The organism is Brenneria sp. hezel4-2-4 (assembly GCF_013155275.1).
GTDB lineage: Bacteria > Pseudomonadota > Gammaproteobacteria > Enterobacterales > Enterobacteriaceae > Brenneria.
On sequence record NZ_JABJXS010000003.1, the window covers coordinates 570,949 to 596,179 of the forward strand.

General features: G+C 58.4%; 28 protein-coding genes and 1 riboswitch. Of the genes, 19 read left to right on the forward strand and 9 right to left on the reverse strand.

The window, feature by feature from the left end:
• Positions 1-35 precede the first annotated feature (35 nt).
• Genes pduJ through pduA form a run of 8 tightly spaced genes read right to left on the reverse strand, consistent with a single transcriptional unit; the run spans position 36 to position 6,555 of the window.
• Positions 36-311 carry a propanediol utilization microcompartment protein PduJ gene (gene pduJ, locus HOY33_RS09385; protein ID WP_172289941.1) on the reverse strand — a complete coding sequence of 92 codons (276 nt, stop codon included), beginning with the start codon at positions 309-311 and terminating at the stop codon, positions 36-38.
• A 47-nt stretch (positions 312-358) separates the two neighbouring features.
• The gene (locus tag HOY33_RS09390) at positions 359-700 is read right to left on the reverse strand and encodes a glycerol dehydratase reactivase beta/small subunit family protein (RefSeq protein WP_172289942.1); all 342 of its coding nucleotides are present in this window, start codon (positions 698-700) and stop codon (positions 359-361) included.
• Positions 700-2,523 (reverse strand): diol dehydratase reactivase subunit alpha, encoded by a 1,824-nt coding sequence (locus tag HOY33_RS09395; protein WP_172289943.1) that lies wholly within the window; start codon positions 2,521-2,523, stop codon positions 700-702. The genes HOY33_RS09390 and HOY33_RS09395 overlap by 1 nt, the downstream gene beginning before the upstream one ends.
• A gap of 34 nt (positions 2,524-2,557) precedes the next feature.
• Positions 2,558-3,085 (reverse strand): propanediol dehydratase small subunit PduE, encoded by a 528-nt coding sequence (pduE, locus tag HOY33_RS09400; protein ID WP_172289944.1) that lies wholly within the window; start codon positions 3,083-3,085, stop codon positions 2,558-2,560.
• Between the two features lie 14 nt (positions 3,086-3,099).
• Positions 3,100-3,774 carry a propanediol/glycerol family dehydratase medium subunit gene (locus HOY33_RS09405; protein ID WP_172290030.1) on the reverse strand — a complete coding sequence of 225 codons (675 nt, stop codon included), beginning with the start codon at positions 3,772-3,774 and terminating at the stop codon, positions 3,100-3,102.
• Between the two features lie 14 nt (positions 3,775-3,788).
• Positions 3,789-5,453, reverse strand: coding sequence for a propanediol dehydratase large subunit PduC (gene pduC / locus HOY33_RS09410; protein ID WP_172289945.1), 1,665 nt, complete (start codon positions 5,451-5,453; stop codon positions 3,789-3,791).
• A gap of 20 nt (positions 5,454-5,473) precedes the next feature.
• A complete protein-coding gene (pduB, locus tag HOY33_RS09415; RefSeq protein ID WP_172289946.1) occupies positions 5,474-6,274 on the reverse strand; it encodes a propanediol utilization microcompartment protein PduB in 801 nt (266 codons plus the stop codon).
• Positions 6,271-6,555: a propanediol utilization microcompartment protein PduA gene (pduA, locus tag HOY33_RS09420; RefSeq protein WP_172289947.1), complete on the reverse strand. Its 285-nt coding sequence runs from the start codon at positions 6,553-6,555 to the stop codon at positions 6,271-6,273. The genes pduB and pduA overlap by 4 nt, the downstream gene beginning before the upstream one ends.
• Before the next feature lie 592 nt (positions 6,556-7,147).
• On the opposite strand from pduA, the gene pduF reads away from it, so the two are divergent.
• Positions 7,148-7,957 (forward strand): propanediol diffusion facilitator PduF, encoded by an 810-nt coding sequence (pduF, locus tag HOY33_RS09425; RefSeq protein WP_172289948.1) that lies wholly within the window; start codon positions 7,148-7,150, stop codon positions 7,955-7,957.
• Positions 7,958-8,236: 279 nt separating this feature from the next.
• The gene (pocR, locus tag HOY33_RS09430; protein ID WP_172289949.1) at positions 8,237-9,133 is read left to right on the forward strand and encodes a regulatory protein PocR; all 897 of its coding nucleotides are present in this window, start codon (positions 8,237-8,239) and stop codon (positions 9,131-9,133) included.
• A 143-nt stretch (positions 9,134-9,276) separates the two neighbouring features.
• Here pocR and HOY33_RS09435 read toward each other — a convergent pair whose 3' ends face one another.
• Positions 9,277-10,341, reverse strand: a complete 1,065-nt coding sequence (locus tag HOY33_RS09435) for an NAD(P)-dependent alcohol dehydrogenase (protein WP_216660443.1) — start codon at positions 10,339-10,341, stop codon at positions 9,277-9,279.
• 345 nt (positions 10,342-10,686) lie between these two features.
• Positions 10,687-10,871, forward strand: a riboswitch (cobalamin riboswitch).
• A 105-nt stretch (positions 10,872-10,976) separates the two neighbouring features.
• Between HOY33_RS09435 and HOY33_RS09440 the strand changes: the two genes are divergently transcribed.
• From HOY33_RS09440 to HOY33_RS09520, 17 genes are read left to right on the forward strand one after another with little or no spacing between them, the layout of a single operon-like run.
• The gene (locus HOY33_RS09440; protein ID WP_172289950.1) at positions 10,977-12,398 is read left to right on the forward strand and encodes a cobyrinate a,c-diamide synthase; all 1,422 of its coding nucleotides are present in this window, start codon (positions 10,977-10,979) and stop codon (positions 12,396-12,398) included.
• Positions 12,395-13,360 carry an adenosylcobinamide-phosphate synthase CbiB gene (gene cbiB / locus HOY33_RS09445; RefSeq protein WP_172289951.1) on the forward strand — a complete coding sequence of 322 codons (966 nt, stop codon included), beginning with the start codon at positions 12,395-12,397 and terminating at the stop codon, positions 13,358-13,360. The genes HOY33_RS09440 and cbiB overlap by 4 nt, the downstream gene beginning before the upstream one ends.
• Before the next feature lie 14 nt (positions 13,361-13,374).
• On the forward strand, positions 13,375-14,016 hold the full coding sequence (locus HOY33_RS09450) for a cobalt-precorrin-8 methylmutase (RefSeq protein ID WP_172289952.1): 642 nt from the start codon (positions 13,375-13,377) through the stop codon (positions 14,014-14,016).
• Positions 14,013-15,149 (forward strand): cobalt-precorrin-5B (C(1))-methyltransferase CbiD, encoded by a 1,137-nt coding sequence (gene cbiD, locus HOY33_RS09455; protein WP_172289953.1) that lies wholly within the window; start codon positions 14,013-14,015, stop codon positions 15,147-15,149. Before HOY33_RS09450 ends, cbiD begins: the two co-directional genes overlap by 4 nt.
• Positions 15,146-15,748: a cobalt-precorrin-7 (C(5))-methyltransferase gene (locus HOY33_RS09460; protein WP_172289954.1), complete on the forward strand. Its 603-nt coding sequence runs from the start codon at positions 15,146-15,148 to the stop codon at positions 15,746-15,748. Before cbiD ends, HOY33_RS09460 begins: the two co-directional genes overlap by 4 nt.
• Positions 15,738-16,307: a decarboxylating cobalt-precorrin-6B (C(15))-methyltransferase gene (locus HOY33_RS09465; RefSeq protein ID WP_172289955.1), complete on the forward strand. Its 570-nt coding sequence runs from the start codon at positions 15,738-15,740 to the stop codon at positions 16,305-16,307. Before HOY33_RS09460 ends, HOY33_RS09465 begins: the two co-directional genes overlap by 11 nt.
• Positions 16,300-17,094: a cobalt-precorrin-4 methyltransferase gene (locus tag HOY33_RS09470; RefSeq protein ID WP_172289956.1), complete on the forward strand. Its 795-nt coding sequence runs from the start codon at positions 16,300-16,302 to the stop codon at positions 17,092-17,094. Before HOY33_RS09465 ends, HOY33_RS09470 begins: the two co-directional genes overlap by 8 nt.
• Complete coding sequence (gene cbiG / locus HOY33_RS09475; RefSeq protein ID WP_172289957.1) at positions 17,075-18,130, forward strand: cobalt-precorrin 5A hydrolase; 1,056 nt, start codon at positions 17,075-17,077, stop codon at positions 18,128-18,130. Before HOY33_RS09470 ends, cbiG begins: the two co-directional genes overlap by 20 nt.
• Complete coding sequence (locus HOY33_RS09480; protein WP_172289958.1) at positions 18,130-18,855, forward strand: precorrin-3B C(17)-methyltransferase; 726 nt, start codon at positions 18,130-18,132, stop codon at positions 18,853-18,855. The genes cbiG and HOY33_RS09480 overlap by 1 nt, the downstream gene beginning before the upstream one ends.
• Positions 18,852-19,646, forward strand: coding sequence for a cobalt-precorrin-6A reductase (locus HOY33_RS09485; protein ID WP_172289959.1), 795 nt, complete (start codon positions 18,852-18,854; stop codon positions 19,644-19,646). The genes HOY33_RS09480 and HOY33_RS09485 overlap by 4 nt, the downstream gene beginning before the upstream one ends.
• A gap of 18 nt (positions 19,647-19,664) precedes the next feature.
• A complete protein-coding gene (locus HOY33_RS09490) occupies positions 19,665-20,459 on the forward strand; it encodes a sirohydrochlorin cobaltochelatase (RefSeq protein WP_172289960.1) in 795 nt (264 codons plus the stop codon).
• Complete coding sequence (locus HOY33_RS09495) at positions 20,459-21,172, forward strand: cobalt-factor II C(20)-methyltransferase (protein WP_172289961.1); 714 nt, start codon at positions 20,459-20,461, stop codon at positions 21,170-21,172. The genes HOY33_RS09490 and HOY33_RS09495 overlap by 1 nt, the downstream gene beginning before the upstream one ends.
• Positions 21,173-21,175: 3 nt before the next feature.
• Complete coding sequence (cbiM, locus tag HOY33_RS09500) at positions 21,176-21,907, forward strand: cobalt ECF transporter S component CbiM (protein WP_172289962.1); 732 nt, start codon at positions 21,176-21,178, stop codon at positions 21,905-21,907.
• A 1-nt stretch (position 21,908) separates the two neighbouring features.
• Positions 21,909-22,190, forward strand: coding sequence for an energy-coupling factor ABC transporter substrate-binding protein (locus HOY33_RS09505; RefSeq protein ID WP_172289963.1), 282 nt, complete (start codon positions 21,909-21,911; stop codon positions 22,188-22,190).
• Positions 22,177-22,854: an energy-coupling factor ABC transporter transmembrane protein gene (locus HOY33_RS09510; RefSeq protein WP_172289964.1), complete on the forward strand. Its 678-nt coding sequence runs from the start codon at positions 22,177-22,179 to the stop codon at positions 22,852-22,854. Before HOY33_RS09505 ends, HOY33_RS09510 begins: the two co-directional genes overlap by 14 nt.
• Before the next feature lie 13 nt (positions 22,855-22,867).
• Entirely contained in the window at positions 22,868-23,683 is an 816-nt protein-coding gene (locus tag HOY33_RS09515) for an ATP-binding cassette domain-containing protein (protein ID WP_172289965.1), read from the forward strand.
• Positions 23,680-25,230: a cobyric acid synthase gene (locus tag HOY33_RS09520; RefSeq protein WP_172289966.1), complete on the forward strand. Its 1,551-nt coding sequence runs from the start codon at positions 23,680-23,682 to the stop codon at positions 25,228-25,230. The genes HOY33_RS09515 and HOY33_RS09520 overlap by 4 nt, the downstream gene beginning before the upstream one ends.
• Position 25,231 lies beyond the last annotated feature (1 nt).

The window sequence follows — 25,231 nt, forward strand, 5'->3', positions numbered from 1 at the left end:
TGCGCTCCTGTGTCTGCTACGCTATTTTTCAGCTATCAGGCCGATGCCGGTAAAATCGCTTCAACCTCGCTGTGCGGACGCGGAATAACGTGGCAGGATTTCACTTCGCCCACCGCGCCGGCCGCCGCCGCGCCGGCATCGACCGCCGCTTTTACCGCGCCGACATCGCCGCGAACCATAACGGTCACCAGCCCGGAGCCAATTTTTTCGTAACCGATCAGCTGCACGTTGGCTGACTTCACCATGGCATCCGCGGCTTCAATGGCGCCCACCAGACCTTTTGTTTCGACCAGCCCTAATGCGTTGTTCATGTTTTACTTCTCCTGTTTAGGGCTATCGCCCCGGTTGAATAAAATGATCATTTAAACGGTAACCCTTTAACCAGCCGCGCGGCGTTGTTGCCCAGCCGGCGCAGCGCGTCTTCATTCTGCTGCCCCCGCAGGCGGAAAAGCGGCTGAGCGGCCGGTAAATTCCGGTAATGCACCACCATTTCATGGCCGTTGCAGGCCAGGCCGACCAGCAGCGGCGAACGGGCCGCGGCCTGCCAGGCCCGTTGGGCGAGATCGCCGTCGCCGTCCTGTTGCCAGCGCCAGGGAATACTCTCTTCTTCAATGCCCAGCAGAACCTGCCGCCAGATATGCTCGCTGGTGGCATGGGCGCTGATAAGGATGGCGGGTCTATCGTCAGGCGGCAGATTCATCAATGGCGCTCCTTCTGGTAAGCCAGAATCAAACCGGTCGCCACCGCGTTGCGCGGGCCTTCAATGGCGCGGATATTGCCGCGACCGGCCACCAGCTTGTAGTGCGCGAGGGCGTCGGTGACTAACTGCGGGATTTCAAAGTCCAGCGAGGAGCCGCCGACCAGCACCACAAAGGGAATATCGCGGATATTGCCCGTCGGGCTGACCTGACGCAGCGCGCGCAAGGCGTTGGTGACAAATACCCGTTCTTTGGCGGAGCGCCGGATAGTGCGAACTTTTTCCAGCGAAAAATCTCCCGGCAACGGCAGCAGAGTGTCGGGTTTCACCACCACCAGCCGGGCGAACACCTCGGCGGGCAACGGATGGGGGAAAAACTGCACGCTGCCGTCTTCATGACGCAGGTGAAACAGACTCTCCACCTTTGCCAGCGGGTACTTTTTGATATCCTCCGCCAGATAGCGATCTTCCAGACCGAGTTCCGAGGCGATAATCATGGTGACCATGTCGCCCGCGCCCGCCAGATGGGTGGCGACAATGTCGCCATCCGTATTGATGATGGAGGCGTCGGTGGAACCTGCGCCGAGATCGAGAATCGCCAGCGGACGTCGCGTGCCCGGCGTGGTCAATGCGCCCAGAATGGCGGCTTCCGCCTCGGCGCCGCCAATTTGTACGGCAATGTGCAGCGACGTTTCGATTTCACTGGCGATGCGCGCCATTTGCAAACGATCCGATTTCACCATTGAGGCGATGCCCACGGCCTGTTCGAGGGAGAATTCCCCCGCCAGCCCGCCGGTGACGTTTACCGGCACCGCGGTATCCACCGCCAGCAGATCCTGAATAAAGATCTCTTTGGTCGGGCGATTGGTCAGTTCCGCCATCGTCTGGCGCACGTGTTCCAGCATGCCGCCGATATTGGTGCCGGCTTCGCCCGTCACGTTATCCAGCCTGCGGCAACTGTCGACCGCTTTCATGATCGGCTCGCCGCCTGCGGCGACGTCAACCCGCAGAGTGCGTCCATCGGCATACAGTTCCAAATGTCCCGCCGGAATCGAACGCGCTTTCACATCGCCTGCCGGGGTTTTCACCACCACCGCCGAACGCGTGCCAATCAAGGCCCGGGCAATAGGCACGATATTTTTGGTTTCTTCGGCGTTAAGGGAAAATACCGTGGCGATGCCGTAGGGGTTGGAAAGGGTTTCAATCACTTTGCCCGGCATGGCCACTTCGACGGCGGCCAACATGCCGAGGGGAATGCGGTCGATGTGCAGCACTTCGTCCACCACCGGCAGCGGGGTATGCAGACGGTTGCTGACCAGCACGCCGTCGTCACGTTGCATAATGATGGCGGTAATCCGATAACCCGCGCCGCTGGCGGCATTGACAATCGCCGCGACATCGGCGAAATCAACGGCGGCCGGAACCACCAGAATATAAGGCTGCGCCGGATCGCGGGTCATAAGATCGCCGATACCAATCGTCAGTCCCACGCCCAGCCCCAGCCCGCCGGGGGTTTTCGGGTTATGCCCGATCATGGTGGATTCGGTGATAATGGTTTCGGTAATGGTTTCCATCGCCACATCGCCAATCACCGGCGTGGCTTCATTGATGCGGATCAGGCTGATATCGCGCTGCGCGATCCCGGCTTTCTCCACCAGTTGCGCCAGCGCCTGCCGAATGCCAAAGACGTTGCGCTGTGTCCCTTTGATGCCGGTGGTTTCGGTCAGCGTACTGGCGACAAAGCGCAGTTGCCCGTCAGCTTGACACTCGGCCAGCGCCACTTCTGTTGACGAGTTGCCAATGTCTACTCCGGCGATGTAACGCATGACCAGCTCCTGATGGTGGTAAAAGTCGGGTTAACTAATCGTCGCCTTTGAGTTTTTTGCGCTGCACATACAAATCAGCCGCTTCCCGCACGAAGGCGGCGCAGACCTTGGCTTTGTAGGTCTGTTCAAGATCGTCCGCGATGGCGTACAGCTCCGTTTTGCTGGAGCGGTAGGGGCGCAGGGCGTTATAAATATCCAGCACTTTGTCATCGGGAACGGCGGTGAGCTCGGCGGCGCGCTCAAAGTTCATCGCCAGCCGATCGCGCCCGGCGTCGCGGGCAATATCGGCCTGAATGCGCAGGATCTCCGGCGTAATGCGCAGATCCTGCGGGGTCACGCCGCCGTTAAGCACGTTAGCCAGCGTCAGCTCTTCCAGCGTTTTATTGGTTGCGGTTTTCACCCAGTCAGGGTGCTTGTTCGCCAGCGGATAATCGGCGACCTTCGCCTTGATGCCTGTCGTGCTTGCGGCGGCCGTATCGGCGGGTGTCGTCGTCTGCCCTTGTAGGCTGTTCATCTTGCTGAGAACATCGCGAACCATGGATTCAATAGCTTCGGAATTCATTGTGTTTTCCTTTGTTAAATCGCCACCCGGAGTTCCTGCGGATTCTTGCCGGTCACCACGTATTTGGTTTCTTTAATGTGCAGAATGGCGGATTTCGCCTGGTATTTCGGCCGCGCCATCTGATCGTTCAGGGTCGGCACCGGCTGGGGCGATTCCCGCTTGGCGTAACGCGCGGCGTTCTTGCCGATCTGCCGATAGGTTTCCAGCGTCAGCAACGGGGCCTGCGGGAACAGTTCCAGATTGGACAGGGGCGGTAATCCCTGTTGATGGATCACGGTTGTCCCTTTGGATTGCACGCCGATGGAAATCCCGGAGCCGCTGAGTCGATTGCCTTCAACGGCGACAAACGCCACATCCGAGGATTTAAAGCAGCGGATCACCCGCGCCTTGAGCCCTTCTTCCTCAACCCCGGCGATAAGTTCGCGCAGAATGTTTTTATGCGGAATACCGACGATATTGACGGTTTGCGACAATCCGAATGCCGGCCCGACGGCAATAATCACTTCATCCTGGCTGGTGCCGGAACGCGCTTCGCCGACCTCGCTCAGAAAGCCGTCGCCCGCGGCCGATGTCACGGCGTCTGTTGCCGGCGCGCCCGGCTGTTTAAACGAGACGGTTTTGTTCTCGTCGTGCATTTCCTGTAGTACGCCTTCGATAATCTGGCGTAATAGCTTTTCGTTAATCTCCACCATGACGGAACCCCTTAGCCCAGCTCGTTGGGATCAAGCGCGTTAGGAATGTTTTTGATCTCTTCCCAACGCGCGCCTTCCAGCCGGTAACCGGTGGCCGGCCCGGCGTAATCATTGACGTCGTTCACCGCGGACAGCACCTGACTGTCGCCGACGATAATCGCCGACGTGTGCAGGTAGTCGCCGGCAATCTTGGCTTTCTGAATATTCAGCATGTCCTGGGCGACATCTTCAAAGCCGCCTTGCGCCAGCGCTTTCACCACGTCCAGCCCGGTGCGGTTTTTACTGATGATCTCCTGTGCGAACTTGATGTCTTCGACGATATTGCGCTCCGGCATGTCTTTGGAGCCGTGGGCATAGGTGGCGGCGGTGACTTCCTCATCGCTAATCGGCGGCAGCCCCATGCCGGCAAACACCGCCTGTAGGGCGCGCGCGGCCTTATTGCGGATGGCGACCACATCGGCTTCGCGAACCGGACGCAAACCGCCGTCGACTTTGAGGTCGCGCTGCATGATGTTGTAGTCGTCGAAATCTTCCGCATCCTCATTGGAGCCAGCGAACATGTTGTCGTAGTTGGGGACGGCGGAATAACCGGAGGAGATAAAATCGGTGCCCGGTAAAAACTGCATCAGCAGACGCGCGGTGCGGCGCATGTCCGAGTGGGTAAAGGTCTGGTCGTTGCTGGAGGCGCACTCCAGATCCAGCGCCGAACAGATCAGGTTTTCCGCCAGAATGGCGCGAATGCCTGACGGCACCGCCGAGGGGATCCCCACGCAGCTGACCGAGCCGTTTTGCAGGCCCTGAACCCCGGCCGCTTTGGTGATGTAGATACAGCGGGCTTCGAGATACAGCATGGATTTGCCTTCGGCATACCCCATCTGCACTTCGGAACCGGAGCCGGAGGTAAAGCGCATTTTCAGGCCGCGCGAGGCATAGGACGAGGCGAGAAAACCTTTCGACCAGGGCGTGTCGTCCCCATCCGTGAACACCGGTTCGGTGCCGTAAACGGAGATGGTTTCCGCATAGCAGGTGTGGCCGAGCATGCCGAGTTTCAGTTCGGTGGCTTCCTCCAGCGAACACTGGGTCAACACGCCGGGGCGGCCCACCTGTGAACCCACCATCAGCGCCATGGCGTTGAACGGCGCATAGCGGGCGACGGCGACGGTGGTTTCCTGTTCGTCAAAACCCCGGAACGCCCCTTCGGCGGCGTCGGCGGCAATCTGCACCGGGTTGTCTTTGACATTGGTGACGTGAGCCTGCTGGGACGGCGTGCGACGGGCGCGCATTTTTTGCATGGCCATCATCATTTCCACCACGTTCATCTGCGACACCACCTCGACGATTTTCGCCGGGGTCATCGCCGTGGTCAGCGGTACGATGGCGCTGCGCGGGACATTGGGATCGCACAGCATGTTCGCCAGCTTGACGGAGTCCATCCGCAGCACCTCTTCCGCGCGATCGAGATTGATGCCGTACCGGGCGATAAAGTGGTCGATCAGGTCGAAATCGGACTGGGGTTTGCCGTCCAGCTCGGTTACCACGCCGTTTTGAATCGTGATCGACGGTTTGGGATCGTTCGGACTCTCCATGGCAATGAAGCCTTCTTCGATCCACTCTTTGACAAAACCATCCTGATTGACCGGGCGTTTCGCCAATGCTTCAAATCTTTTCGATTTCATGAAACTGCCTCGCTGTGGCGTCAGATATAGGAGGGGCGATCGTTTTTCGGTTCCGAACCCAGCGTCGCCAATACCGTTTTGCCGATTTCACGGGCGGAAATCACGGCCTGACGCACGGCGCCGGAGTCGCCGGAAATGACCAGGATGGCTTCATTGCTGTAGCTGGTGCCGTGCGCCGGCGTGCTGTAAGCCACCACATCCACATTGGCGGATTTCACCGCCGTATCCGCCATCAGCACGCCCACTGCCGCCGGCGCGCCGACGATCACCCCGCAGGAGCGGCCAATCGGCGCGCCAAAGGCTTTTTCCAGCGCATAGCTGGCGCGGGCGCTGTATTGCAGCTCGATGTGTCCGGCTTCGTTGGCGTAAACATCACCAAAGGTGCGATCCAGTTCCTTCAGCGCGACTTCGATGGCGCGTTTTACGTCGGAGACGTCGTTGCCGCCGAAAACAATCAGTGAGCCGTGCCCGGCGCCGCCTTTGGTATCGCGCGGCAGTTCGATGCTGACGACTTCGGTGTTGGTCGCTTTCACCGCTTCATCCGCCGCCATGATGTGCGGGCCTGCGCCGGTGCGCGCGCCCAGAATGCCGATAGAGCGGTAGCGTTTTTCAAGTTTCATGGCATCCAGCAGGGCGCTGTCGACGTTGGCGATCACCAGACCAACGGTGTCGCCAATCGCGGTGCCGACGAACTCGGTTAAACCACAGGTTTTTTCAGCCATAGCCGTATCTCGCGTTGTGTGAGTGGAGGATGGGGAAGACGCGCCGATTTTTGTCATCACCTGGGCCATGATGTGTTCGACCAGGTCATTGCTGCTCATTGGCTAGTTTCCTTTGGTAAGAATTTTTCGACATCGGCGTGCGGGCGCGGGATCACATGCGTCGAGATCACCTCGCCGACGGCGGCGGCGGACGACGACCCGGCGTCCACCGCGGCTTTTACCGCACCGACATCACCACGAACGATGACGGTGACCAGACCGGAGCCGATTTTCTCGTAGCCAAACAGCGTCACATTGGCGGATTTCACCATGGTGTCGGCGGCTTCGATGGCGGCGGTCAACCCTTTTGTTTCCACCATGCCTAATGCTTCTTGTTGCATAAATTACCTCGACGTGATTGTCAGGATAGCGATGCGATGACTATACAAATAAGCGATGAAAAAGAATGGCTGCGTTGAGTTTATTGGCGGGAATGGTTGGCGACGGGATAATAAAATATTGGCATGGGTTTATATTAACTGCTTGTTTTTGAATCGATTTAAAGCAATTTCGCTATTGTTAATATTCGTTTTCCCCTTTCCATTTTTATTAAAATCAGCATGACAATGGAGTGGTTTTATGCTATTTGCGCGCGTTTTTTAATAAAGCTGAAATTATTGGGGAAATAAAAATTGCGAGATGGATAGCAATAACGAAAAGAGAATAGAGCAATAAATTCATATTGCGTTAAATAACAAACCGGCGTTATTCATCAGGAAAAATAAGGCCTGCGCAAAAATGCGCGGCAGGGAGATGACAAGAAAGTGTTATCGGCGCTCTATTTTTTTGCCGTTTACCGACAGATTACGCCAACACTTTGCTTCACCCGCTCTCTATAGTAGCCGCAGCATTGCCCGAAACCCGCGTGTAAGACAGACAAAGCGCGATCGCACGCCGGTATTTCATATTAATAACGAAGGCAGGGTAACGTTTATGAATGATTCACTGAAGGCTCAATGTATTGCGGAGTTTCTTGGCACGGGATTGTTTCTATTTTTCGGGATTGGCAGTCTCTGCGCGCTGAAAGTGGCGGGCGCGGGCTTAGGCCTATGGGAAATCTGCATCGTGTGGGGGCTGGGGATCTCACTGGCGGTGTACCTGACGGCGGGAATTTCGGGCGCGCATCTGAATCCTGCGATAACCATTGCGCTCTGGCTGTTTGCCTGTTTCCCCCGGCATAAAGTGCTGCCTTACAGCGTGGCGCAGATTGCGGGCGCGTTTGGCGGGGCCACGCTGGCGTATGCGCTTTATCATAATCTGTTTATCGAGTTTGAAACGGCGCACGGCATGGTGCGCGGCAGTGTGGATAGCCTGCAACTGGCCAGCATCTTCAGTACCTATCCGGCAACGGCCATCAACGTATGGCAGGCGGCCGGGGTGGAAGTGGTGATTACCTCGATCCTGATGGGGCTCATCATGGCGATTACCGATGATGGCAACGGCGTGCCCCGCGGGCCGTTGGCGCCGTTGTTGATTGGTATTCTGGTGGCGGTGATTGGCGCGTCCATGGGGCCGTTGACCGGGTTTGCCATGAATCCTGCCCGTGATTTCGGGCCGAAACTGTTCTCTTTTCTGGCGGGCTGGGGGAACGTGGCGATGACGGGCGGGCGCGATATTCCGTATTTCATTATTCCGATTGTGGCGCCGATTATTGGCGCGTGTCTGGGCGCCGCCTGTTACCGCTATTTAATTGGCAAGAATCTACCCTGTAATACCTGCGTCGTGGAGGACGGAAAGCCATGATGTGTTTCCTCATTCTGGCGGCATACCGTTATTTTTTACGCTGTCGGTAAACTGATTGCCCTCCGGCAATGGGATAAAGAGGCAGGATGAGGAAATTTCGTGATCGCGATTGATGAATAGGTTAAATAGTGACCAATCGCAAATATAGTCTGCTAAGGTTATTTATTTATTTGGGGCGAAGAAACCAAAAGCGTTGATGCGGGGAGTGGTAATACGAATTTGTTAAATACTGATTATTGTTATTAACAATAATTTAAAATACACCAAGGGGGTTTTATCATGATTTCTGCCAGTTCTCTTAACTCAGAGCTCATAAATAAAATCGCCCAGGATTTCTCTCAGGCAACCGGACTGGCGGTGGTGGTGGTGAATATTCACGGAGAGGAGATTTCCGATCTGTTTAACTTTACCTCTTTCTGCCAGTTAATGCGTCAGGATCCGGTTAATCATTACCGTTGCCGTATGAGCGATCGCTGTGGTGGCTTTGAAGCGTCAAAATCCAATGAGCCTTGTATTTACCGTTGCCATGCCGGGCTAACGGACTTCTCTATTCCACTGGTGATCGCCGGGCATCTTGTCGGTTTCGTGCTCTGCGGGCAGGTGCGTCTGCGTAATGACGTGTCGTTGATTAACGTGATTAATGTTGACGATCGCTGGCAAAAGGATCCCGTGTTGGTGGATGAGTTCCATAATGTGCCGATCATGGATTACTCGCGGGTTATTGCCTCTGCGGATCTGCTGAAGCTGATTGTGGAAAATTGTCTAAAGAAGCACCTTAATTTTGTGGTTATCAGAGACAGCGACGAATCCGGCGAACCGGGTAAAAGCCGTTCTCCGAAGCCGCATGACGCCAAAATGAAAAAGGCGCTGCGCTATATTGATGCGCATTTATCAGAGGAACTGCGGCTGGAGGATGTGGCGGCCAGAGTGTATCTTAGCCCTTACTATTTCAGTAAGCTTTTCAAGAAATATCAAGGAATTGGATTTAACGCCTGGGTGAACCGTCAGCGTATGGCGAACGCCCGTGAAATGTTGCGCCACAGCGACTGGAGTATTGCCAGCATCGCCAAAAATCTGGGGTTTTCCCAGACCAGCTATTTCTGCAAGGTATTCCGTCAGACTTATCAGATGACGCCGCAGGTGTTCCGTTCCAGCGTGGAACACGAGCGGCAGTAAGCGGGTTTAGAAAACGTAAAGTGCCTCCGCCGATGTTTTCGTGGATGACGACCGAATTTTTCACAAAGAAATCAGCGTATTAAGCCATATTGAGGTTCACACCGTTACTCCCGTAGCGGAATATAACGGCGCTGGTGTGACAATCAATCCTGAAAACTTGCCTTTAATGACGCAATATCAATGACAAATCGGTAGTGCACGTCGCTTTTTAGCATCCGATCGTATGCCGTGTTGATATCCTGCATAGCGATCATCTCAACGTCGCAGTTAATGCCATGTTCGGCACAGAAATCCAGCATTTCCTGGGTTTCTTCGATGCCGCCGATCAGCGAACCGGCAATCGACTTACGGCCCATCACCAGCGGCCCGCTGTGCAGGGTGGGTTCGATAGGCTCAATCAACCCGACCAGAATCAGCGTGCCGTCGCGCTTCAGCGTCGCCAGGTAAGGGTTAAGGTCGTGCTGCATCGGCACCGTGTCCAGAATAATGTCGAAGTGGTTGGCGACGGCGTCCATTTGTGCCGAATCGGTGGAGATAACCACACGATCGGCGCCTAAGCGCCGCGCTTCCTGCTCTTTTCCCGGAGAGCGGGTAAATAGCGTGACGTCCGCGCCCATCGCTTTGGCGAACTTCAGTCCCATATGACCCAGACCGCCCAGCCCGACAACGGCCACTTTGTCGCCCGGCCCGACGTTCCAGTGCTTCAGCGGCGAGTAGGTGGTGATGCCGGCACACAGCAGCGGTGCGGCGGATTTCATGTCCAGCGCTTCCGGCACGCTGAGCACAAAATTATCTGCAACGACAATCCGCTCGGAGTAGCCGCCGAAGGTCGGCAGATTGTCGTGGCGATCGACGCTGCCGTATGTCAGCGTGGCGCCTTCTTCGCAATACTGCTCCAGCCCTTCATCGCAGGCATCGCAGTGTTGACAGGAATCCACCATACAGCCTACGCCGACCCAGTCCCCTGCTTTGAAGCGATCGACCGCTTTACCGACGCTGACGACTTTCCCAATGATTTCATGTCCCGGAACAATCGGATACTGGCTCATATGCCACTCGTTGCGCGCCATATGAATGTCTGAATGGCACACGCCGCAATAGATGATATCGATCACCACATCGTTTTCTCGCGGATCCCGGCGGACAAACTGGTGCGGAACCAATGGGCTGGTTGAATCTAGAGCGGCAAAGCCGCGTATGTTTTGCATTGTGATTTTCCTCTTCATTTTATGCACGATATCAAAGGATCGACTTCAGAAGTCAGTATGATGCAGATTGGTTCTCTCCGCTTTAACCATTTATGGCTAAACGGTAACGCCGTTCGGTATTGGCAATGACTATATTTTGTTATTGCCCGTTGCGGCAATCAGGTAGCAAAGCCGCGTTTTAGCCCGGGAGAAAGGACAATATTTTGCTATCGAGCGGCAAGATATTCCCTTAAAGAAAATAAACTCAGCCATTTTTTTGTGAATGGAAAGATTATATTGGCTGTAATGGTTCAGGGTATGTAGAGAAATAATAACCATATGTTGTCAGGTTAGAATCGAACGCGGAAAACGACGATCGATTCTGTATGTTGTCATGCTGCATGACAACTGGGAAGGGGGTGAAATTCCCCCGCAGCCCCCGCTGCTGTGATGCCGACGACCCCGTAAAAAGCCACTGATCGCTGCGATTGGGAAGGTTCGGGGAAGGATGACGCTAAGCCAGAAGACCGACCTGATGATGACAGATTCAACTCCTTCGGCGGGAAGCGGGTTGTCATCCGATGCGTGCAGCGGCAACGCCGCTCTTGCGCACCCTGTGACATTACCTGTCCCGACCGATGACGTCGGGATTTTTTATGCCGTGTGTAAAAGAACAGCAGAAGAACGCGCCAGCGGGCCAGAGGCGAAATAAAACCGCGTTTGTTATCGCCGGCACCGGCAGCGGCTGCGGCAAAACCACCGTTACGCTCGGTATCTTGCGGGCGTTGATGCGGCGCGGGCTGTCTGTGCAGCCCTTCAAGGTGGGGCCTGACTATCTGGATAGCGGCTGGCATAGCGCGGTATGCGGCGTGGCGTCGCGTAATCTGGATGCGTTCATGCTTCCCGCGGCGACGCTTAACGGGTTGTATAACCAGCGTATGCGCCATGCCGACGTGGCGGTGATCGAAGGGGCTATGGGGCTGTACGACGGCTACGGCACGGACCCTGACTATTGCAGCACCGCCGCCATGGCTAAACAGCTCGGCTGTCCGGTGGTGTTGCTGGTGGACGGCAAGGCGGTATCCACGTCGGCGGCGGCAACCGTGATGGGATTTCGCCAGTTCGACCCCGCGTTGACCATTGCCGGCGTGATTGTCAATCGCGTCAATTCGGTGGAGCACTATCAATTACTGCGTCGCGCCATTGAGCACTATTGCGGTATTCCGGTGCTGGGCCGCTTACCGGTCATGACCGACACCGAACTGCCTTCCCGCCACCTGGGTCTGATCCCGGCGCGGGAACAGGCCTATGATGATAGCCGCTGGCGGAAACTGGCGATGCAGATTGAAGAAACCCTCGATCTGGATCGTCTGCTGACCTTATGCGCCGGCGTTCGGCCCCCCGACGGCGAATTACCCGCCTTATCCGCGCCTGAACTGGGCGAAGGTCTGACGATGGCGCTGGCGGACGATGAAGCCTTCAATTTCTATTATCAGGACAATCTCGATCTGCTGGAGCAGGCGGGGGTGCGCCTGCAACGCTTCAGTCCGATCCATGACCGCCGGCTTCCCGACTGTCAGATGATCTTTCTCGGCGGCGGTTACCCTGAAATTTATGCCGCGCAACTCGCGGCCAATACCGCGATGCACGATGCGTTACGGCATGCGCATCGGCGCAATATCCCGCTGTACGCCGAATGCGGCGGATTGATGTATCTGGGGGAAGGGCTGACGGACGCCGGCGGCCGGCGGCATCGCATGAGCGGAATTCTGCCCGGTGAAAGCCGGATGGGAAAACGGCTGACCCGCTTTGGCTACTGTCAGGCTCAGGCCTTGACCGATACGCTGTTGGCGGCGCGGGGCGAGATTCTGCGCGGCCATGAATTTCATTATTCCGATTTCGCCACCTCGCTGTCGCCCCGTTTCGACTGTACAAAATCGCGCGATGGCGCGGTCGTCAAACGGTGGCGGGGGGGATACCAGCTTCAGCAAACCTGCGCCAGCTATCTCCATCTCCATTTTGCCCAGCGTCCGGGGCTGCTTGAGCGCTGGTTTAGCCATGCCGGGAGGGCGTCATGATCCTCTCCGCCTGGTTTGCCGCCTTTCTGCTTGACTGCTGGTTGGGCGATCCGCCGCGCTGGCCGCATCCGGTGCGCTGGATGGGCCATCTTATTTCATGGCTGCAAACCCGAATCCGCGCCTGTTGCGTCAGTGAACGCGCGCTGTGGCTGGGCGGCGCGCTACTGTGGCTGGCGGTGGTCGGCCTGACCTGGCTGCTGAGTTGGGGCGTGCTTGCCCTGATGACGGCGATTCATCCGTGGCTGGGCTGGCTGGCCGCCGTGTGGATGATTTATACCCTGCTGGCGGGCCGTTGCTTAAGTGACGCCGCGATGGCGGTGCATCAGGCCTTGCAACATGGCTCGCTGGAAGAGAGCCGCCGTCAACTGTCGTGGATTGTGGGGCGCGATACCTCGCAGCTTGAAAAGCCGCAGATGACCCGCGCGGTGGTCGAAACGGTGGCGGAGAATAGCGTGGACGGCGTGATTGCGCCGCTGTTTTTCCTGCTGCTTGGCGGCGTGCCGCTGGCGATGGCCTATAAAGCCGTAAATACCCTGGATTCTATGGTGGGCTACAAAAACGCCAAATATCGCGCCATTGGTTTTGTTTCCGCCCGTATGGACGATCTGGCGAATCTGATCCCCGCCCGGTTGAGCTGGCTGTTGCTGAGCGCGGCGGCCTGGCTGCTGCGCGCCGATTATCGGCAGGCGCTGCGCATCGGCTGGCGCGATCGTTATCAGCATTCCAGCCCTAACTGCGCCTGGTCGGAAGCGACGGTGGCCGGGGCGCTTGGCGTACGTCTCGGCGGGCCGAACAACTATTTTGGCGAGCGGGTGGAAAAACCGTGGATTGGCGACGAATGCCGGGAGATTACGCTGAACGACATCCCGCGCAGCATCAATCTGATGAGGGTGGCCTCACTGTTGGCGCTGCTGTTGTTCGCCCTGACGTCTCTTTTGCTGTCGGCCGCCTTCGGCGTATAAAACAAGGAAACCCGATGAATTATCTCCAGCAACCCCAGCAAATTGAACGGCAAAGTTTTGCCATTATCAGCGATATCATCGCCCGCGAGCGCCCCGGCTACCGTTTTGTCGATCCGGATCAGGAGGCGGTCATCAAACGGGTGATCCATACCACGGCGGATTTCGACTGGTTGGACGTACTGTGGTTTTCGCCCGCGGTATTAACGCGGATTACGCAAGCACTGCGGGACGGTTGCATCCTTTATACCGATACCACCATGGCACTGTCCGGCATCAATAAAACGCTGCTGGCGCAACTTGGCTGCGAATGCCGCTGTTTTATCAGCGATCCCCGCGTGGTGGCGCGGGCGCGCGCCGAAAATATGACGCGCTCGATGGCGGCGGTGGATATTGCGCTGGAAGAGGCGGGCGATAAGCTTTTCGTGTTCGGCAACGCGCCGACGGCGCTGTTTCGCCTGCTGGAGCGTTCGTCGCAACAGGCGTCGCCGCTGGCGGTGATCGGCGTACCGGTCGGTTTTGTGGGCGCGGCGGAATCAAAGGCGGCGCTGATGCACAGCGATCTGCCCTGTATCGCCGCGGCGGGGCGCAAGGGCGGCAGCAATGTCGCGGCGGCGATCGTTAACGCCATCCTTTATCGCATTCGGGAGACGCTGTGAACAACGATACCGGGTTGGACACCGTCTGGCATAACGGCAGGCAATACCGCAAAGGCTACACCACCGGCTCTTGCGCCACCGCCGCGGCGCGGGTCGCCGCGTTGATGGTACTGCGCCAGCAGGTGATCGATCAGGTTTCCATCGTCACGCCGTCAGGCGTCACGCTGTACCTCAATGTGGAACAGCCGCTGATTGAAGGACAGCAGGCGACGGCCGCCATTCGCAAGGACGGCGGCGATGATGTTGACGCCACCCACGGCATGCTGATTTTTGCCCGCGTCACCCTGTGTGAACACGGTGATATTCATATCCGCGGCGGCGAAGGCGTCGGCACCGTAACGCGCAAAGGCATCGGCTTGCCGGTAGGCAGTCCGGCGATTAACCGCACGCCGTTGCAAACCATTGAAGCGGCGGTGCGCGAGGTTATCGGCCCGACACGCGGCGCGGAAATAGAAATTTTTGCCCCGGAGGGTGAGGAAAGGGCGAAAAAAACCTATAACGGCCGATTGGGCATTCTCGGCGGCATTTCCATTATCGGCACCACCGGCATTGTGACGCCGATGTCGGAAGAGAGCTGGAAACGCTCGCTGGCGCTGGAGCTGGAAATGAAGCGCGCGGCGGGGTTGGACAAGGTGATCCTGGTGCCGGGCAATCACGGCGAGCGCTTTGTCCGTGAACAGCTCGGGCTGGATAGTCAATGGGTGGTTACCATGAGCAACTTTGTCGGTTACATGTTGCAGGAAACGGTACGGCTGAAATTTCGCCATGTGGCGCTGATCGGCCATCCCGGCAAGCTGGTCAAGGTGGCCGCCGGGATCTTCCATACCCACAGCCATATCGCCGACGGACGCATGGAGACGCTGATTGCCCATCTGGCGCTAATGGGCGCGCCGCAGGATTTATTGCTGGCGGTCAACCACTGCGATACCACCGAAGCCGCGATGGAGCTGATCGCGCAGCACGGCTGGCAGGCGGTGTATGACCGTATTGCGCAGCGTATTTGTGAACGGGTAAACGAGATGCTGCGTTTCTCCAATGAACCGCCGCGCATCGACGCCATTCTGTTCTCTTTTGATAATCAGGTGCTGGGAACCAACCGGCCGCTGACCGACATTGTGGAGGCGCTGCGATGATTGTGGTCGTGGGCATCGGCCCCGGTTCTGCGGCGTATCTGACGTCGGAAGCGCGGCAGGCGATTGCCGCCGCCGATATTCTGGTCGGCGGGGCGCGGCATCTGGCGATGTTTCCCGATTTTAACGGCCAGACCCGCAGGCTGGATGCCGATATCGACGGGCTGATGAAGTGGCTTGATGAGCAAAAATCCCATCAGGTGGTGGTGCTCGCCTCCGGCGACCCCTTGCTGTTCGGCATCGGTAAGCGTTTGTCGGTGCATTTCTCCCCGGACGAGCTGCTGATTATTCCCGGCATCAGCGCCATACAGTATCTATGCGCCCGTATCGCGCTGGATATGAACGATATTTACCTGACCAGCTGCCACGGACGGGCGCCGGATTTCGACTGGATTTTACAGCATGACAAAGTGGCGATGGTGACGGATTCACGCATCGGGCCACGGGCGATTGCGGACGCCGTTGTGCAACGGCGGCTCAGCCGGACGCTGATTGTCGGCGAAAACCTTTCCCTGCCGGATGAACGTATCCACCGCCTGCAACCGCATGACGTGGCGCAACACTATGACATCAACGTGGTGGTGATCCTCAATGAGAGATGACGAGTTTTTACGCGGCCAACGGGTGCCGATGACCAAAGAGCCGGTTCGATTGCTGGCGCTGGAACGGCTGGAACTGTCGCAGGCGCAATGCCTGATTGACGTCGGCGCCGGAACCGGCAGCGTGGCGCTGGAGGCGGCATTGCGCTATCCGCGGCTACAAGTGACGGCGATCGAGCGCAATCCGGCGGCGCTGGCGCTGATTGAAGAGAACCGTCGGCGGTTTGGCTGCCGGAATGTGGAAATCATCGGCGGTGAAGCGCCGATGACGCTCGACATAACGGCTGACGCGGTATTTATCGGCGGCAGCGGAGGGCGACTGACCGCGCTGATCGACTGGGCGCTGGCGCATTTGCGCCCCGGCGGACGATTGGCGCTGACCTTTATCCTGCTGGATAACCTGCAAACCGCGCTGGCGCATTTGCAGTCGCTGAGCGTTATGTCGCTGGAATGCAGTCAATTACAGGTTTCAGCCCTGACGCCGCTCGGCGACGGGCACTACTTTAAACCCAATAATCCCACCTATCTTATTTCCTGCCGCAAGGAGAGCAACCATGTCTGAGCATGCTGAAACATCCGGCAAACACGTTGAGGCCCGCAAAGTCTGGTTCGTGGGCGCCGGCCCCGGCGACCGCGAGTTAATTACGCTGAAAGGCTACCGCCTGTTGCAACAGGCTGACGTGGTGATTTACGCCGGATCGCTGATTAATATCGAATTACTCGACTATTGCCCGCCGCATGCCGCCCGTCATGACAGCGCCGGACTGACGCTGGATCAAATCATTGCGCTGATGGTGAACGGCGTGCGTGAAGGCAAACGGGTGGTGCGGCTGCAAACCGGCGATCTCTCTTTGTACGGTTCGATTCGCGAACAGGGGGAAGCGCTGGCGCAACACGGCATCGGTTTTGTTTCCGTTCCCGGCGTCAGCGCGTTTTTGGGCGCGGCGGCGCAGCTTGGGGTGGAATACACCGTACCGGAAGTGGCGCAGAGCCTGATTATTACCCGTATCGAAGGGCGCACGCCGATGCCGCCGCGCGAACGGCTGGCCGCCTTTGCCGCGCATCAGACCTCCATGGCGATCTTTCTGTCGGTGCAGGACATTCACGGCGTGGTCGGGCAACTGGTCGAGGGGGGCTATCCGCTATCGACCCCCGTCGCGGTGGTCTACAAAGCCACCTGGCCGGAAAGCCGCACGGTGCGCGGCACGCTGGCGGACATTGCCGACCAGGTGCGGACGGCGGCGATCCGTAAAACGGCGCTGATTCTGGTCGGCGCCTTTCTCGGTGAGGAATACCACTATTCACGACTCTATGACGCGGAGTTTAGCCATGAATATCGTCAAGCCTGAATCCATCGCGCTGTTTTGTCTGACGCCCGGCGGCGTTCGCCTCGCCCGGCGTTTACGGGCGCATTTACCGCTGACCTGCTTTACCAGCGAAAAACTGCTGGAGCCGGGGTGCGTCGCCTTCAACGGCAGCTTCGGCGATACCCTGCGCGCGGCGTTCAAACAGTACACCGCGCTGGTGGTCATTGGCGCGACGGGGCTGACGGTACGGAGTATCGCGCCGCTGGTCAGCGACAAAATGACCGATCCGGCGGTGGTGGTGATTGATGAGCAAGGGCAACACGTTATCAGTCTGCTGTCCGGGCACGTCGGCGGCGCCAATGCGCTGACGCGCTATCTGGCCGGGCTGCTGGGGGCCGATCCGGTGATCACCACCGCCACCGACGTGAATCAACTGGCGGCGCTGGATACGCTGGCGACGCAGCTGGACGCCGAGATGCAGGATTTCCGCCATGCGGTAAAAGTCATCAACCAGATGCTGGTCAGCGATCGGAAAGTCGGCCTGTGGTGGGATGCGCCGTTAACCTGCGAACGTGAGCGCTGCGACGTGCGCGGTTTTGTGGCGGTAGACCGTCTGGACGCGTTGCCGGAACTGGATGCGTTGGTGTGCGTCAGCCTGCGCGATAGCCTGCCGGAATTGCCGTTGCCGGTGTATAAGCTGGTGCCGCGCCGCGTGGTGGCAGGCATCGGCTGCCGGCGGGCGACGTCGCTGCAAACGCTGGTGGAACTGCTGTCGCGGCAGTTGGCGGAAAACCATTTCGACCCGCTGGCGTTGCGGGCCATCGGCAGCGCGGCCATTAAAAAGGACGAGCCGGCCTTACAGCAGCTGGCGCAATGCTGGCGCGTACCGTTCGAGCTGTTTAGCGTTGATGAGCTCAGCCCTCACGAACAACGTTTTCCCGCTTCTGAATTTGTGCGCCAAACGGTGGGCGTCGGCAGCGTTTCGCAACCGGTGGCCTGGCTGATGAGCGAGGGCCGGTTGATCGGTCATACCCTGCGTCAGCAGGGGGTCACTATTACCCTGGGAGTATCGCATTAATGTTAACCGTGATCGGCATTGGGCCGGGCAGTGAAGCCATGATGACGCAGGAGGCGATTGCCGCCATTCGCGAGGCGGAAATCGTGGTGGGCTACAAAACCTATACCCATCTGGTGAAGCCGTTAACCGGTGATAAACAGGTGATCAAAACCGGCATGTGCAAAGAGATCGAACGCTGTCAGGCGGCGATCGATCTGGCGATGGCGGGCCGCAACGTCGCCCTGATCAGCAGCGGCGACGCGGGTATTTACGGCATGGCCGGGCTGGTGCTGGAGCTGGTCGGTCAGCAACGGTTGGATCTGGAAGTCAGACTGGTGGCCGGGATCACCGCCAGCATTGCGGCGGCTTCGCTATTAGGCGCGCCGCTGATGCATGACTTCTGTCATATCAGCCTGAGCGATCTGCTGACGCCGTGGCCGGTGATTGAAAAACGTATCGCCGCCGCCGCGCAGGCCGATTTTGTGGTGTGCTTCTACAATCCGCGCAGTCGCGGGCGCGAAGGGCATCTGGCGCGGGCGTTTGAGCTAATGAAACCGTGGACATCGCCGCAAACGCCGGTTGGCGTGGTAAAAGCCGCCGGGCGAAAGAAACAGGAAAAATGGATCACCACCTTCGGCGATATGGATTTCACTCCGGTGGATATGACCAGTCTGGTGATCGTCGGCAACAAGACCACCTATTGCCGCGACGGCCTGATGATCACGCCACGAGGCTATGAACTGTGAGCGCCCCGGCGATCCATGTGTTTGGCGGCACCAGCGATGCGCGGCTGATTTGTCAGGCGCTGGATGCGGCGGGCGAAGGCTACCGTCTGTCCGTCGCCACCGAGACGGGAAAACAACTGGCCGGCGACATCGCCGGTGAGGTGGTGGTCGGGCGCATGGATACCGACGGCATGGCGGATTATCTCGCCGCCCGGCAGGTGCGTTGGGTGATCGATGCCGCTCACCCCTATGCCGAGGCGTTGCACCAGAACGTGAGCGCCGCCTGCCGTCGTCTCCGGCTGCCGCTGACCCGCTATCAGCGGCCGAGCGACATTGACGCCATCGATCATCCATTACTGCATAAGGCGGACAGCCTTGAGGCGGCCTGCGCCGTGGCCCGCACGCTGGGATCGCGCGTGCTGCTGACCACCGGCAGTAAAGATCTGGCGGCATACCGGCAAAATCTGCCGGGAAAATATCTTCTGGCGCGCGTATTGCCGACGGCGTCCGTGCTGGCGCAATGCGAAGCGCTGGGGCTGGGCGTTGAACAGATTATTGCCCAGTGCGGGCCATTCAGCGCCGCGTTCAATCGGGCACTGTATGAACTTTGTCGGCCTGACGTGGTGATCACCAAAGAGTCCGGCGCCGAAGGCGGTTATCGGCAAAAGGTCGCCCCCTGTCTGGCGCTGAATATCCCCTGCATCGTGGTCTGCCGCCCGGCGGCGTCAGGGGTGACGGAAGCGAAGGAACGGATTGCGTCACTGGAGGATTTTGTCCGTCGGCTGGCCTGCTGGCAGGCGCGGCAAGAGTAATAACGCGAGGAGAATAAAATGAAAAAAGCGCTGCTGATTATCAGCTTTGGCACTAGCTACCCACAAACCCGAGAAAAGAATATTGATGCGTGCGAGCAACATCTGGCCGCCGCCTGTGGCGATCGCGATCTGTTTCGCGCTTTTACCTCCGAAATGATTATCCGCAAGCTGCATAACCGCGACGGCTTGCAGATAGACAATCCCGGCCAGGCGCTTAACCGGCTGGCCGAGGCGGGGTATCAGGATGTGGCCGTTCAGTCGCTGCATGTCATTAACGGCGATGAATTCGAAAAAGTGGTTCGTGAAGTCCATGCGTTTCGCAACCGTTTCCAGCGACTGGCGCTGGGCGCGCCGCTGCTCAGCGGCTTTGATGACTACCCGCGGTTGATGACGGCGTTACGGGGGCAGATGCCGACGCTGGCGGCCGACGAACGGGTGGTGTTTATGGGGCATGGCGCCAGCCATCCCGCTTTTTCGGCCTATGCCTGTCTCGATCACCTGATGGCGTCGCAGAACTTCCCCGCCCTGGTGGGCGCGGTGGAAAGTTACCCTGAAATCGATCATATCATTGCGCGTTTGCAACAGCAGCGGGTGCGGAAAGTCCACCTGATGCCGCTGATGCTGGTGGCGGGCGATCACGCGATCAACGATATGGCCTCTGACGAAGCCGATTCCTGGAAATCGCGGCTCGAAGCCGTCGGGATCGACACCCAAAGCTGGTTGCGGGGGCTGGGGGAAAATCCGCTTATCCGGCAAATGTTTGCTCAACATCTTGAGGCGGCGCTACGTCTACAAGAACAGGAGGCCGCGTAATGACCGGCAGACTGTATGCACTGGGCGTAGGGCCGGGAGCCGCCGATCTGATTACCGTGCGCGCCGCCCGCATTATCGGCAAGCTTGATCTGCTCTATGCGCCCGCCGGTCGCAAAGGCGGCGACAGCCTGGCGTTATCCATCGTGCGCGAATATCTGTCGCCGGCGACGGAAGTCCGCACCCGCCATTTTCCTATGAGCGCCGGGAATGACGCGAAAGAAGCCGTCTGGGACGATATGGCGCAGCAGTTGACCAGCGATGTCGCCGACGGCAAACAGGTCGGTTTTATCACCCTGGGGGACGCCATGCTGTTCAGCACCTGGGTGTTTCTGCTGGCGCGTATCGGCCGGCAGCCGTGGCTGGAAATCGTGCCGGGCGTGACGTCATTCGCGGCGATTGCGGCGCGCTCCGCCTTACCGCTGGCGATGGAGCGACAGTCGCTGGCCGTGATGCCCTGTACCGCGCCGGAAGCCGAGCTGGAACGGGCGCTGCTGACCCATGACAGCGTGGTGCTGATGAAAGTGTACGGCCGTTTTACGCTAGTGCGCGCGCTGCTGGCGCGGCTGGGGTTGTTCAGACACGCGTTGCTGATGGCGGACGCCTCGCTGCCCGGTGAGCAGTGCTGGCGGCGTTTGGATCAAGTGGCGGACGATCAGCCATTGCCTTACTTCTCAACTATTCTTGTTAATAAACAGTGGGATGCAGAGGAATAACCTATGGAACGACAATTAAAGAAACTCTCGTTATCCGGGCTGGCAATGGCGCTGTTGCTGATGCTGGCGCCGCAGGAGGCTTTCGCCATGCATATCATGGAGGGCTTCCTGCCGACGCTGTGGGCGCTGGCCTGGTGGGTTCTGTTTCTGCCCTGCCTGTTTATGGGGCTGGTGCGTTTGCGCCAGATTGTCAGCGAAGACAGCAATCAGAAAGTCCTGCTGGCGCTGTGCGGCGCGTTCATTTTCGTGCTTTCCGCCCTGAAGATCCCCTCGGTGACCGGAAGCTGTTCGCATCCCACCGGCGTCGGTCTGGCGGTGATTTTGTTCGGGCCGGCAGTAGTGGCGGTGCTGGGGGCGATCGTGTTGCTGTTTCAGGCGCTGTTGTTGGCGCATGGCGGCTTGACCACGCTGGGCGCGAACGGCATGTCGATGGCGGTGATCGGCCCGCTGGTGGGCTATCTGGTATGGAAACTGGCCTGTAAAGCCGGCGTGCGCCGCGATGTCGGGGTATTCCTGTGCGCCATGCTGGCGGATCTGGCGACCTACTTTGTGACGTCGGTTCAGTTGGGCGTCGCCTTCCCCGATCCGCAACTGGGGATGATGGCGTCGGTGGTGAAATTCATGGGGATCTTTTGCCTGACGCAGGTGCCGATCGCCGTTGCGGAAGGGCTGCTGACGGTGATGATTTACGATCAGTTGACCAAACGTCGGCTTATTCATGCGGGGAATCACTAATATGAAAAAGAATCTTATTCTGCTGGCGATGGTGATCGCGCTGGTGCTGCTGCCGTTTTTTATCGATCACGGCGGCGAATACGGAGGGTCGGACGGTGAGGCGGAAACGTTGATTACGCAAACCGCGCCGGACTATCAACCCTGGTTCCAGCCGCTGTATGAACCGGCCAGCGGTGAAATTGAAAGCTTACTGTTTACGCTGCAAGGATCGTTAGGCGCGGCGGTGATCTTTTACATTCTGGGCTATTACCGCGGCAAGCGCAGCGATCATGCTGGGCATTGACAAGCTGAGTTATCAAAGCCGCTGGCGGCAGGTTGATCCCATGCGCAAACTGGCGCTTTACGGCCTGTTTTTGCTGCTGGCGATGAGCTGCCCGCCGCTGTATCAGGCGCTGCTGCTGGGGTTTATCGCCGTGTTGACCTGCTGGCTGCTGCGCGTCGGCCCGGTTCGCTATCTGAAATGGCTGGCGGTGCCGCTGGGCTTTCTGCTGGTGGGGCTGGTCGCGATTGTGCTATCGGTGTCCCGCCAGCCGGAAACCCTATTGTGGAGTCTGCCGCTGGGGCGGTTCTGGCTGGGCGTGGATCCGCAGGGGCTGAGCGCGGCGAATCAGACGTTCTGGCGCAGTCTGGCGGCGCTGTCGGCCACCTTTTGGTTCGTGCTGAATACGCCATTTCCGCAGCTGATTCAGATACTGCAACGCTGTCGCGTGCCGCAAGTGCTGACCGAGCAAATTTTGCTGACCTGGCGGTTTATCTTTATTTTTCTTGATGAGGCGGTGGCTATCCAGCGCGCTCAGTCGCTGCGTTTTGGCTACACCTCGCTGGGTAACAGCTATCGTTCGTTGTCGATGCTGATTGGCATGCTGTTTATGCGGGTCATGACCCGCTATCAGCAGATGGTGACATCGTTGGATATCAAACTCTATCAGGGAGATTTTCATCTGTGAAAAGAGGTCAAGCATGTTAGCGACCCGACGATTGAGTTTTCGCTATCAGGATGAGCCGATCCTGCGCGATCTGACGCTGGATTTCAGCCGGCACCCGGTCACGGGCGTGATCGGGGCGAACGGCTGCGGTAAATCCACGCTGTTTATGAATCTGACCGGCCTTTTGCGCCCGCAGACGGGCGAGGTGCGCTGGAACGGGCAGCCTATTGATTACGGCAAGGCCGGGCTACGCCGGCTGCGCCAGCAGGTTGCCACGGTGTTTCAGGATCCGGAACAACAGATTTTTTATACCGATATCGACAGCGACATTGCTTTCAGTCTGCGCAATCTCGGTATGGATGAAACCCTCATCGCCCAGCGGGTCGATCGGGCGTTAACGCTGGTGGACGCGCAGGGATTTCGGCATAAGCCGATTCAGTACCTCAGCCACGGGCAGAAAAAGCGCGTCGCCATTGCCGGGGCGCTGGTGATGGAAGCGGAATACCTGCTGCTGGACGAACCCACCGCCGGGCTGGATCCGTCCGGCCGTGAACAGATGATTGCCATTATTGAGCGCATCGTCGCCCAGGGAAAGCAGGTCATCATCTCCAGCCACGATATCGATTTAATCTACACGGTTTGCGATTACCTGTACGTGCTGTCTCACGGGCGGCTGATTAGCGAAGGCGCCGCCGCCGAGGTTTTTTTGCGCCGAGAGCAGCTAAATGAGGCGGGACTGGCGCAGCCGTGGTTAATCAAGCTGCACAGTGAACTGGGCTTGCCGCTGTGTAAAACGGAACAACAGCTGTTTGCCTTGCTGCGTGAGCGGGGCAGAGGAGAAGTCGCATGAGTCTGTCCATCATGATTCAGGGAACGGCGTCGGACGTGGGTAAAAGCGTTCTGGTCGCCGGACTGTGCCGGATTTTTATGCAGGATGGTTATCGCTGCGCGCCGTTTAAATCGCAGAATATGGCGCTGAATTCCGGTATTACGCCGCACGGCGAAGAGATGGGACGGGCACAGATATTTCAGGCGGAGGCCGCCGGGATCGAGCCGGATGTGCGTATGAATCCGGTGTTGCTTAAGCCGACCAGCGATCGTAAGTCCCAGGTGGTGCTGATGGGCAAAGTGGCCTGCAATATGGATGCCGTTGAGTATCATCAGTATAAACCGCGGTTACAGCAGCAAATTCACGCGGTCTACCACAGCCTGGCCGGCGAATATGACGTCATGGTGCTGGAAGGGGCCGGCAGTCCGGCGGAAATCAACCTGCGCGATCGGGATATCGTCAATATGGGCATGGCGGCAATGGCCGATGCGCCGGTGCTGCTGGTGGCGGATATCGATCGCGGCGGCGTATTTGCCGCCATCTATGGCACGTTGGCGCTGTTGCGTCCTGAAGAGAAAGCGCGGGTGAAAGGCGTGATCATCAATAAGTTTCGCGGCGATGTCGCCTTGCTCGAACCGGGGCTGGCGCAGATCGAAGCGCTGACCGGCGTGCCGGTGATTGGCGTTATGCCGTGGTTGAATATCGAACTGGAAGACGAAGACGGCGTGGCGCTGCAAAGCGGAAAATACGATAGGGAGGCGGCGAAAGCGCTGGATATTGCGGTGGTGCGGCTGCCGCATATCGCCAACTTTACCGATTTCAACGCCCTGACTTGCCAGCCGGATGTGCGCTTGCGCTACGTCACGCGGCCGTCGGCGCTGGCAGGGGCGGATTTGATTATCCTGCCCGGCAGTAAAAATACGCTGGGTGATTTGCAGTGGCTGCAACAAAACGGGCTGGGCGATGCGTTGCGGTCGAGGCATCAGGCCGGTGTGCCGATTATCGGTATTTGCGGCGGCTATCAGATGCTGGGCAAACGGATTATTGATGGCGTGGAGTCGGGGCTTGCGCAGATGGATGGGCTGGGGTTGCTGGATATCGAAACCGAGTTCGCAGCGGAAAAAACCACCACGCGCGTCAGCGGACGCTGTCAGCCGTCGCTGCCGGGCATGGCGATAACCGGATCGGCGATGCCGATTAGCGGTTATGAAATCCACATGGGAACATCGCGTCTTGGCGGGCAGGCCGCGCCATTTATCACCTTGACGCACAGTAACGGTCAGCCGATTACCCGATACGACGGGGCGATTAACGCGGACGGCAGCGTGATCGGCAGCTATATTCACGGTCTGTTTGATAACGGCGGGTTTACCCGCGCCTTGCTGGATTCGCTGCGCCAGCGTAAAGGTCTGGCCGCATTTGACGGCGAGGTGGTTGATTATGCCGCTCACAAACAGCGGCAGTTCGATATCCTGGCGGCGGCGATGCGCGAGCATATTGATATCGCGGCGATATATCGGTGTCTGCAATCCGAGGGCGACAAGTCGCGTATCCAGAACAGGAGTTGAA

What these genes read in the sequence shown, in the direction of transcription:
- cbiB (WP_172289951.1), top strand. Translation starts at nt 12,395, where the DNA reads ATGATCCTCTCCGCCTGGTTTGCCGCCTTTCTGCTTGACTGCTGGTTG.
- pduJ (WP_172289941.1), bottom strand. Translation starts at nt 311, where the DNA reads ATGAACAACGCATTAGGGCTGGTCGAAACAAAAGGTCTGGTGGGCGCC.
- HOY33_RS09505 (WP_172289963.1), top strand. Translation starts at nt 21,909, where the DNA reads ATGAAAAAGAATCTTATTCTGCTGGCGATGGTGATCGCGCTGGTGCTG.
- HOY33_RS09510 (WP_172289964.1), top strand. Translation starts at nt 22,177, where the DNA reads ATGCTGGGCATTGACAAGCTGAGTTATCAAAGCCGCTGGCGGCAGGTT.
- HOY33_RS09490 (WP_172289960.1), top strand. Translation starts at nt 19,665, where the DNA reads ATGAAAAAAGCGCTGCTGATTATCAGCTTTGGCACTAGCTACCCACAA.
- HOY33_RS09440 (WP_172289950.1), top strand. Translation starts at nt 10,977, where the DNA reads ATGCCGTGTGTAAAAGAACAGCAGAAGAACGCGCCAGCGGGCCAGAGG.
- HOY33_RS09395 (WP_172289943.1), bottom strand. Translation starts at nt 2,523, where the DNA reads ATGCGTTACATCGCCGGAGTAGACATTGGCAACTCGTCAACAGAAGTG.
- HOY33_RS09465 (WP_172289955.1), top strand. Translation starts at nt 15,738, where the DNA reads ATGAGAGATGACGAGTTTTTACGCGGCCAACGGGTGCCGATGACCAAA.
- cbiM (WP_172289962.1), top strand. Translation starts at nt 21,176, where the DNA reads ATGGAACGACAATTAAAGAAACTCTCGTTATCCGGGCTGGCAATGGCG.
- HOY33_RS09435 (WP_216660443.1), bottom strand. Translation starts at nt 10,341, where the DNA reads ATGCAAAACATACGCGGCTTTGCCGCTCTAGATTCAACCAGCCCATTG.
- pduA (WP_172289947.1), bottom strand. Translation starts at nt 6,555, where the DNA reads ATGCAACAAGAAGCATTAGGCATGGTGGAAACAAAAGGGTTGACCGCC.
- HOY33_RS09390 (WP_172289942.1), bottom strand. Translation starts at nt 700, where the DNA reads ATGAATCTGCCGCCTGACGATAGACCCGCCATCCTTATCAGCGCCCAT.
- pduE (WP_172289944.1), bottom strand. Translation starts at nt 3,085, where the DNA reads ATGAATTCCGAAGCTATTGAATCCATGGTTCGCGATGTTCTCAGCAAG.
- pduB (WP_172289946.1), bottom strand. Translation starts at nt 6,274, where the DNA reads ATGAGCAGCAATGACCTGGTCGAACACATCATGGCCCAGGTGATGACA.
- HOY33_RS09450 (WP_172289952.1), top strand. Translation starts at nt 13,375, where the DNA reads ATGAATTATCTCCAGCAACCCCAGCAAATTGAACGGCAAAGTTTTGCC.
- pduC (WP_172289945.1), bottom strand. Translation starts at nt 5,453, where the DNA reads ATGAAATCGAAAAGATTTGAAGCATTGGCGAAACGCCCGGTCAATCAG.
- HOY33_RS09520 (WP_172289966.1), top strand. Translation starts at nt 23,680, where the DNA reads ATGAGTCTGTCCATCATGATTCAGGGAACGGCGTCGGACGTGGGTAAA.
- HOY33_RS09460 (WP_172289954.1), top strand. Translation starts at nt 15,146, where the DNA reads ATGATTGTGGTCGTGGGCATCGGCCCCGGTTCTGCGGCGTATCTGACG.
- pduF (WP_172289948.1), top strand. Translation starts at nt 7,148, where the DNA reads ATGAATGATTCACTGAAGGCTCAATGTATTGCGGAGTTTCTTGGCACG.
- pocR (WP_172289949.1), top strand. Translation starts at nt 8,237, where the DNA reads ATGATTTCTGCCAGTTCTCTTAACTCAGAGCTCATAAATAAAATCGCC.
- HOY33_RS09470 (WP_172289956.1), top strand. Translation starts at nt 16,300, where the DNA reads ATGTCTGAGCATGCTGAAACATCCGGCAAACACGTTGAGGCCCGCAAA.
- HOY33_RS09480 (WP_172289958.1), top strand. Translation starts at nt 18,130, where the DNA reads ATGTTAACCGTGATCGGCATTGGGCCGGGCAGTGAAGCCATGATGACG.
- HOY33_RS09495 (WP_172289961.1), top strand. Translation starts at nt 20,459, where the DNA reads ATGACCGGCAGACTGTATGCACTGGGCGTAGGGCCGGGAGCCGCCGAT.
- HOY33_RS09515 (WP_172289965.1), top strand. Translation starts at nt 22,868, where the DNA reads ATGTTAGCGACCCGACGATTGAGTTTTCGCTATCAGGATGAGCCGATC.
- cbiG (WP_172289957.1), top strand. Translation starts at nt 17,075, where the DNA reads ATGAATATCGTCAAGCCTGAATCCATCGCGCTGTTTTGTCTGACGCCC.